Origin of the sequence: Methanobrevibacter sp. (assembly GCF_015062985.1) — an archaeon.
Taxonomy (GTDB): domain Archaea; phylum Methanobacteriota; class Methanobacteria; order Methanobacteriales; family Methanobacteriaceae; genus Methanocatella.
The window spans coordinates 2,596-7,623 of sequence record NZ_SUTI01000035.1 but is presented as its reverse complement, the minus strand read 5'-3'; the positions used below and the strand labels follow the sequence as shown (position 1 = coordinate 7,623).

The window sequence follows — 5,028 nt, the reverse complement described above, 5'->3', positions numbered from 1 at the left end:
ACTTCATTAACGCCGCTGGAGTTTCACCATCTCAGGCTCCGATTGAAGTCATCTTGAAAGTGGATCTGTATGGAACCGCTGTTCTTCTTGAGGAAGTTGGAAAAGTCATAAAGGAAGGCGGTGTTGGTGTAACCATATCTTCCCAGTCCGGCCACAGGATGAAGCAGTTGGGGGCAGTTATTGACGAGCAGCTTGCAACCACTCCAACAGAGGAACTGCTTGAACTGGAGGTATTGCAGCCGGAAAACATTGACGACACACTGCATGCTTATCAGCTTGCAAAAAGATGCAATGTGAAAAGGGTAATGTATGAGGCATGCAGATGGGGAGAGAAAGGAGCCAGAATCAACTCAATATCTCCCGGAATCATTGTAACTCCGCTGGCTATTGATGAATTCAACGGTCTTCGAGGAGATTTTTATAAAAACATGTTTGCAAACTGCCCTTCAGGAAGGCCTGGAACAGCTGATGAGGTTGCAAACGTTGCAGAATTGATCATGTCAGATAAGGGCGCATTTATCACCGGAAGTGATTTTTTAGCTGACGGTGGTGCGACAGCATCTTATTTCTATGGAAAATTAAGACCAGAATAAAAATTTTATATTAAAGTGATACTATGAATGAATTATTTGATAATTTTGAAAGAATAGAAAAAAATGACCCTGAGTTTCATGAAATATTTAAGAACTTTGCATATGGTGAAGTATTTGAATATTCAACATTGACAGAAAAGGAATCTGTTTTGGTAACATTGGCCTCATTGATTGCCTGTCAGTCACCAAAAGCATTCAAAAAGATTTTGCTTTCTGCATTGGGCAAATACATTACTCCCGAAGAGGTCAAGGAACTTCTTTACCAGTCTGTACCGTACGTCGGTTTTGGCCGTGCGCATAATTTCTTTGGTGTAGTAATTAAAGTGTTTGACAAAAAGGGAATTGAACTGCCTTTGGAAAACAGGTCAAATACCACCTCTGATGACAGACGTCAAGAAGGACGTAAAATTCAGGACAGGTATTTTGGAGAGGAAATGATTCGGGCCATGAATGATAATGCTCCTGAAGGTCAAAAGCATTTCAACACTTTCCTGGAAGGATATTGCTTCGGTGACTTTTACACCCGTGACGGTTTAAACGACCAGCAAAGGGAACTGATCACATTCACTTTCATTGCAACGTTGGGCGGTTGTGAAAATCAGTTAAGAGGACACACCCAAGGTAATCTGTCTGTTGGTAATGATAAAGAAAAATTAGTCTCAGCGGTAACAGTTATGTTGCCTTATATTGGTTTTCCAAGGTCTTTAAATGCATTAGCTATTATTAATGAAATTTGTGATTAAGGGAATTCCCCTTAATACTCAAATTCATATGTTTCTTCAACTTCCATCATGTTTCTGATTTCAGCTGTAGCTTTGTCGAGGAAAAAGATTCCCATTTCCCATCCGTTTGCTTTGTATGCTTCAGCAATTTCTGGCATGAGTTCAAACGCTTTTTCAGCTATTTCCTCATTTTTAGTTAAGTCTGCAACACCATAATATCTTAAGAAGTGTTCACCGTCCCATGCAGCAATTTCAACATTAGGGTTTGCTTCCATTTGTTTGTAAACTTCTTTATATGTTCCAACACCGAAATATATTTTGTCACCATCCAATAAATGGAATCCTAACGGTCTTACTTTTGGTTTGTCACCGTCTACTGTTGCAAGGTAGAACTCTTCAGCTTTTGTTAAAATTTCGTTTACTTTTTCAATGTTTGACATGATAATACCTCAGTTAATATTTAGTTTTACCTAAATAAATAGGTTTCATTATTTTTTTTAAACAGTATTCTCGATGTGAATCTATTTACATCGATATGAAAATATTTATATATCCATATTGTTAAATTTATAATTACTAATCAGAATTGATTAAAATGATAATCCAAATTTGAAAAAAAATAGTATACAATCTGATTTAAATAAAATATTATTCAACTTAACTTGTAAAGATTTTTCCGATAATTGTTGATGATTTTATCGATATAAATATGATATTACAATTGTCTGCAATAATATTTTTTTAATCTATGATTATGTATTTAATTGTCTGATAGTGTATAATTCAAAGGAGAATTACTATGAAATCTATGAAAAAATTATTACTCGTTGCTATTTTAGCAGCAATAGTTATTGCTAGTGCAGGAACCGTTTCTGCAGGTTGGTTTGACTTTTTAGGCGGTGACTCAGGTAACACTACTAATGCTAATTTAACAGGTCAAGAAGTAAACTTAGCGGCTGCAGCTAGTTTAAAAAACGCTTTCGATGAAAAATTAATTCCAATGTTTCAGGAAAAATACCCTGGCGTAAAAGTTACTCCTACTTACGCTTCAAGTGGTGATTTGCAAACTCAAATAGAAAATGGTTTAGAAGCTGATGTATTTATGTCTGCTGCTAACAAACAAATGAACAAATTAGCTGAAGAAGGTTTAGTTGACAACAGTACAAATCTCCAATTCTTGGAAAACAAAGTTGTTTTAATTGTTCCTGCTGATTCCAATGCAAATATCTCATCATTTGATGATTTGAAAAACATTAGCGGTAACATCGCTATCGGTGATCCGGAATCTGTACCTGCAGGTCAATATGCTCAGGAAGTATTAAACAACACAGGCATCTGGAATGATGTGGAATCCAAATTATCCTTAGGTACTGACGTAACTGCAGTATTAAACCAAGTAGCTCAAGGATCTGCTGAATGCGGTATTGTATATGCTACCGACGCTAAATCCATGCCAGATGATGTAAAAGTTATCTGTGAAGCTCCTGATGATGCTTTAAAAACTCCAGTTATTTATCCTGTAGCTGCTCTTAAAAATTCAACTGATGACAATGCTACAAAAGCATTTATGGACTTCTTACAAACTAAAGAAGCTAAAGATGTATTTGTAGAATACGGTTTTACTATCCATGAATAGATTTTTTCTATTCATGAATACTTTTTTTACATTTTTTAAATAAATTTTAATATAATATTGTTCATATCAATAATATAGTAATGTAACGGAGTTAAAAATATGATGGATTGGTCCCCTATTTTCATTTCAATGAAGACAGCAAGTTTATCAATTTTTATAACTTTTTTTGTTGGTTTGTTTGTTGCATGGGGAATTGTAAAGATGAAAAATGATGCAATAAAAATAGTATTGGATGGAATTTTCACACTTCCAATCGTATTGCCTCCTACAGTTGTAGGGTTCTTTTTATTGTATGTTTTTGGTGTTAGAGGGCCTATCGGTCAATTTTTTATAGACTTCTTTTCTGTAAAAATAGCTTTTTCATGGTCTGCAACCGTTATTGCTGCGGTAGTTATGTCATTTCCTTTAATGTATCGCTCTGCAAGAAGCGCATTTGAGCAAGTTGATTCAAACTTGTTGGATGCCGGCCGTACACTTGGAATGTCCGAATGGAAAATTTTCAGGAAAATTTTATTTGCAAATGCGTTGCCTGGAATCATTGGTGGTGGAATTCTTGCTTATGCTCGTGGATTAGGGGAATTCGGTGCTACAGCAATGCTTGCCGGAAACATTGCCGGACAGACAAGAACATTGCCTATGGCAGTTTATTCTGAAGTGGCTGCAGGAAACATGGGATCTGCTTTTGATTATGTAATATTCATTGTCGTCATAGCATTTTTTGCAATTTTTATTATGGATTATGTAACTATACGTAAAGAAAAGCAATGGAAATGAGTCACAAGTTAGAGGGAATTAATCATGGCTAAATTAAAGGTGAATATCCAAAAGAAACTTAAAGAATTTGATTTGAATGTTGATTTTGAATTAAAAAAAGGATGTTTGGGTATTTTAGGTCCTTCAGGTTGTGGAAAAAGTATCACCCTCAAATCTGTTGCAGGCATAGTTGATCCGGATAAGGGTATTGTAAGTTTAACAACCGATAATGAAACCGTTTATTTTGATTCTGAAAGAAAAATTAATTTAAAGCCTCAAAAAAGAAATGTAGGTTACTTATTTCAAAATTATGCATTGTTTCCCAATATGACCGTTGAAGAAAATGTTGCCGCAGGATTATCTAAAGATGATGATAAAAAGATTGTTTCAGACATGATTAAACGTTTTCATTTAGATGGACTTGAGAAAAGATATCCTAGGCAATTGTCAGGGGGTCAACAGCAAAGAGTGGCTTTAGCCCGTATTTTAGCTTATAGTCCTGATGTCATATTGCTGGACGAACCGTTCAGTGCTATGGATACTTTCCTAAAAGAACAGCTTCGTATTCAGCTTTCAAATATACTGGATGAATTTGACGGGTTTTCTATTTTAGTTACTCATGACCGTGACGAAGTGTTCCAGTTCTGTGATGAACTTATAATACTGGATAAGGGCAGGATTATTGCAAAGGGAGAAACCCATAACATTTTTGAAAATCCGAAAAAAGTTCAGGTTGCAAGGCTTACAGGTTGTAAAAACATTTCCAAAATAGAAATTATTGATGATTATCACATCAAATCACTGGATTGGGGAGTCACATTTGAAGTTTCTCAAAAAATTTCATCAAATATTACTCACATTGGAATAAGGGCACACGATTTTTCTCCAGCTGATGAAAATGATTTAAATTCTTTTGACACATCAAATTCAACAAAAATCGAAAAGCCATTTGAATGGGAAATTTCTCTGGCTAACGGATTGTGGTGGAAACGGGATAAACAGATCCATCAGCATGAGTTTGAAATTCCTAAATATCTAAAAGTAAATCCAAAAAATATCATTTTATTGGAAGATAATTAACTGTTGTCTTTACTAAGGTTAATTTTTCAGAAAAACTATTTTAAAAGGCCTATTTTGGATAAACTGTATTTTTAGTATCTGAAGCAGTCTTCCTGATGGTTGTCAATGATTCCGATAGCCTCAAGATATGAATAAATTATGGTAGGACCTACAAATTTCATTCCGCGCTTTTTTAAATCTTTTGAAATTTGTTTGGACAAATCTGATTCGGTCAGGTATTCCGCTTTAATAATCTCACCGTCAG

Annotated in this window: 7 protein-coding genes; 5 read left to right on the top strand and 2 right to left on the bottom strand. The window is 35.0% G+C overall.

What is annotated here, in order from left to right:
* Both E7Z77_RS09515 and E7Z77_RS09510 read left to right on the top strand, forming a co-directional pair.
* A partial coding sequence (locus E7Z77_RS09515; RefSeq protein ID WP_292753460.1) for an SDR family oxidoreductase occupies positions 1-593 on the top strand: 593 nt, incomplete at its 5' end.
* Between the two features lie 23 nt (positions 594-616).
* Positions 617-1,336, top strand: coding sequence for a carboxymuconolactone decarboxylase family protein (locus tag E7Z77_RS09510; RefSeq protein WP_292753457.1), 720 nt, complete (start codon positions 617-619; stop codon positions 1,334-1,336).
* Between the two features lie 11 nt (positions 1,337-1,347).
* On the opposite strand, the gene E7Z77_RS09505 is transcribed toward E7Z77_RS09510, so the two are convergent.
* Positions 1,348-1,755 (bottom strand): pyridoxamine 5'-phosphate oxidase family protein, encoded by a 408-nt coding sequence (locus tag E7Z77_RS09505; protein WP_292753453.1) that lies wholly within the window; start codon positions 1,753-1,755, stop codon positions 1,348-1,350.
* A gap of 359 nt (positions 1,756-2,114) precedes the next feature.
* Here E7Z77_RS09505 and modA point away from each other — a divergent pair, with 359 nt between their 5' ends.
* The 3 genes from modA to E7Z77_RS09490 all read left to right on the top strand — a co-directional run bounded on the left by modA (position 2,115) and on the right by E7Z77_RS09490 (position 4,784).
* Positions 2,115-2,951, top strand: coding sequence for a molybdate ABC transporter substrate-binding protein (modA, locus tag E7Z77_RS09500; protein WP_292753450.1), 837 nt, complete (start codon positions 2,115-2,117; stop codon positions 2,949-2,951).
* Between the two features lie 99 nt (positions 2,952-3,050).
* Positions 3,051-3,725: a molybdate ABC transporter permease subunit gene (gene modB, locus E7Z77_RS09495; RefSeq protein WP_292753446.1), complete on the top strand. Its 675-nt coding sequence runs from the start codon at positions 3,051-3,053 to the stop codon at positions 3,723-3,725.
* A gap of 24 nt (positions 3,726-3,749) precedes the next feature.
* On the top strand, positions 3,750-4,784 hold the full coding sequence (locus E7Z77_RS09490) for an ATP-binding cassette domain-containing protein (protein WP_292753443.1): 1,035 nt from the start codon (positions 3,750-3,752) through the stop codon (positions 4,782-4,784).
* Positions 4,785-4,855: 71 nt separating this feature from the next.
* On the opposite strand, the gene E7Z77_RS09485 is transcribed toward E7Z77_RS09490, so the two are convergent.
* Positions 4,856-5,014, bottom strand: coding sequence for a DNA-3-methyladenine glycosylase I (locus E7Z77_RS09485; protein WP_366510267.1), 159 nt, complete (start codon positions 5,012-5,014; stop codon positions 4,856-4,858).
* Positions 5,015-5,028: the final 14 nt, after the last annotated feature.

What these genes read in the sequence shown, in the direction of transcription:
- E7Z77_RS09510 (WP_292753457.1), top strand. Translation starts at nt 617, where the DNA reads ATGAATGAATTATTTGATAATTTTGAAAGAATAGAAAAAAATGACCCT.
- E7Z77_RS09505 (WP_292753453.1), bottom strand. Translation starts at nt 1,755, where the DNA reads ATGTCAAACATTGAAAAAGTAAACGAAATTTTAACAAAAGCTGAAGAG.
- modA (WP_292753450.1), top strand. Translation starts at nt 2,115, where the DNA reads ATGAAATCTATGAAAAAATTATTACTCGTTGCTATTTTAGCAGCAATA.
- modB (WP_292753446.1), top strand. Translation starts at nt 3,051, where the DNA reads ATGATGGATTGGTCCCCTATTTTCATTTCAATGAAGACAGCAAGTTTA.
- E7Z77_RS09490 (WP_292753443.1), top strand. Translation starts at nt 3,750, where the DNA reads ATGGCTAAATTAAAGGTGAATATCCAAAAGAAACTTAAAGAATTTGAT.